The sequence below is a fragment of the Nocardia sp. NPDC049190 genome (assembly GCF_040648115.1).
In the GTDB taxonomy this organism is placed as follows: Bacteria; Actinomycetota; Actinomycetes; order Mycobacteriales; family Mycobacteriaceae; genus Nocardia.
In genome coordinates, this window is sequence record NZ_JBEZDE010000107.1 from 1 (window position 1) to 2,070 (window position 2,070).

General features: G+C 61.2%; 2 protein-coding genes and 1 pseudogene. All 3 read right to left on the reverse strand.

The genetic code is table 11. From position 1 onward, the window contains the following. Positions 1–402 precede the first annotated feature (402 nt). Positions 403–1,653: a site-specific integrase gene (locus tag AB0B25_RS32070; protein WP_357187583.1), complete on the reverse strand. Its 1,251-nt coding sequence runs from the start codon at positions 1,651–1,653 to the stop codon at positions 403–405. Further along, the gene (locus AB0B25_RS32075) at positions 1,653–1,838 is read right to left on the reverse strand and encodes a helix-turn-helix domain-containing protein (protein ID WP_357187586.1); all 186 of its coding nucleotides are present in this window, start codon (positions 1,836–1,838) and stop codon (positions 1,653–1,655) included. Before AB0B25_RS32075 ends, AB0B25_RS32070 begins: the two co-directional genes overlap by 1 nt. Before the next feature lie 20 nt (positions 1,839–1,858). Continuing rightward, positions 1,859–2,070: pseudogene (locus AB0B25_RS32080) on the reverse strand (replication initiator protein); the annotation flags it as partial.

Here is a 2,070-nt window from a genome sequence, read left to right on the forward strand (position 1 = left end):
TCGAGAAGGCAGCCGGGGGTTGCGTAGACCCTGCCTCCTCATGGCCCGATTGTCTGACCTCACTCGGCCGAGTCAAGGGAAACAGCGCCCTTGACACGACCTCCCTCAGCTCAGGATGGCCAGTATGAGGAAGCAGGGGAAGGGAAGTCGCCCGGGATGCCAGGCCGTCTCCAGGCCGTGGGACGGTAAAAATCGTCCAGAAACACCAAGAAGCACCGAGACGGCGACACGCAGGTCAGAAGCCGTTTCGGTGCAGAATTGCCATGTCGTCAGAACACGGCTGACAGATCACCCAGATCTACGAAGGAACCAACCAGATCCAGCGTCTTGTCATGTCCCGCGCCCTGCTCAAGGACTGATTCCGCCGATCGCGGGATGTTCGGGCGCGCCTGGATATGCATCTCAGGCCGTCTCCAGGCCGTCGAGGAGCACAGGCCGTCCGAACATCCTGTCGATCGCATGCCGTGCTCGCTCATAGCTCGAAGGAACCAGATGGGTGTAGGTGCGGAGGGTGAAGCCCGGATCGGAATGACCCAGGTACTCTGCGAGTTCGGTAACAGAGCAACCTGCCGCCAGCAGCATCGACGCGAACAGATGCCGCAGCGCATGCATCCCGTCGATACGGCCGCGGTACTCCAGTCCGGCATTGCGGAACGCACCCAGCCATACGACCTTCGTAAACAGGTCACCGGTATAGAGCCGACCCGCCTCACCGGTCATCAGTACCGGCACCGTCACCAACTGGCCGTCCGGCTTGCCCCACGGCAATTGCACCGAGACCGGCGGAAACTTTCGAACATGGTTGTCGATGCACATGAGTACGGCATTGGACACCGGTACGGCACGAGTCTTGCCGCCCTTCGGTAGCGCGAACATCATGACGCCGTTCACCGTCTTGATCTGGCGTTCGACCCGGATGACCTTCGCAACACGGTCCACGTCGTCGGGGGAGAAACCCAGAATCTCACCTTGCCGAAGGCCCGCACCGGCACCGAGATCCGCGACGACCCTGAACCGCTCATCCAAGCCGGACTTCACCGCATGCAATCGCTCCTCCGACCACACGACCACCTTCGGACTGCGGGCAACCGGGCGACGAACCGTCTTCACTTTGCACGGATTCCGACCAATTACCCTGTCATCCACTGCCGAATCGCATACCGACGACACGATGGTGAACAGCACCGCCTGGTAGTTGTCCGACAGCCCTCGGTCGACCATTCCCGCCACGAAATCACGGACAGTGGAAGGCTTTTCGATCCTGTCGAAGGTGAGATGCCCCAGCACCGGATAGATCTGGCGTTCGAGACGACTCCTCAGGACTTCCCGGGTCGCCGGGTCCGATGACTGCGCCTTGAACCAGCTTTCCGCCTGTTGCCGAAAAGTCTTCTTCGCCGTACGAGGGTCGATGTACTTGCCTTCGCGCTTGTCGGATTCGACCTCGATCAGGAAGTCGTCGGCGCGCTTCTTCTCCCGGTCTGGGAACGACTTGGACCGCTCTACGCCGTCCGGGTCGATGTAGCGCACTCGATACCGGAGGCCACGGCCGTACAGCTCGGTTTTCTCCATGACTGGCTTACCACGTCCATTGACGATGACTTTGCCGTCTTCGTCACGCTGAGGTCGCATCCAGCGGTCGTCAACGTGCCCCATCAGGCAGCCTCATCCAAATCAGCCCACGCCCGCAGACGCGCAGGGTTATAGCGCAGGTGCCGGCCGACTTTTCGCACCGGCGGCCCCTCACCGAGCCACTTCCACTGGTAGAGCGTCTTCACCGGGACGTTCAGGAAGTACGCAGCTTCCTCCACCGTCCATAACCGGTCCTCCGGTAGATCCATCTTGATTCCCTCCCCGTTTCCTATGCCGCCTGTGGAATTGCCGAAGTTTCGTGTACGCCTGGCGGACTGGCCGCGAGCAGGGCGCTTGTGTACTCGGCGCGCCAGCTAATGCGTTGAGAGACCGCCGCCATTTTCAAGTGGTCTTGAGGTGGCACCGACTTGTCGCCCGGTTCGACTGGGGTGATGATCAGATGCGAACGATCCGGCTTGACGATCCCGACAGCGGCGAGGG

Bases quoted from the DNA above. Each gene is read 5' to 3' on its own strand.
- AB0B25_RS32070 (WP_357187583.1), bottom strand. From the start codon at position 1,653: ATGGGGCACGTTGACGACCGCTGGATGCGACCTCAGCGTGACGAAGAC.
- AB0B25_RS32075 (WP_357187586.1), bottom strand. From the start codon at position 1,838: ATGGATCTACCGGAGGACCGGTTATGGACGGTGGAGGAAGCTGCGTAC.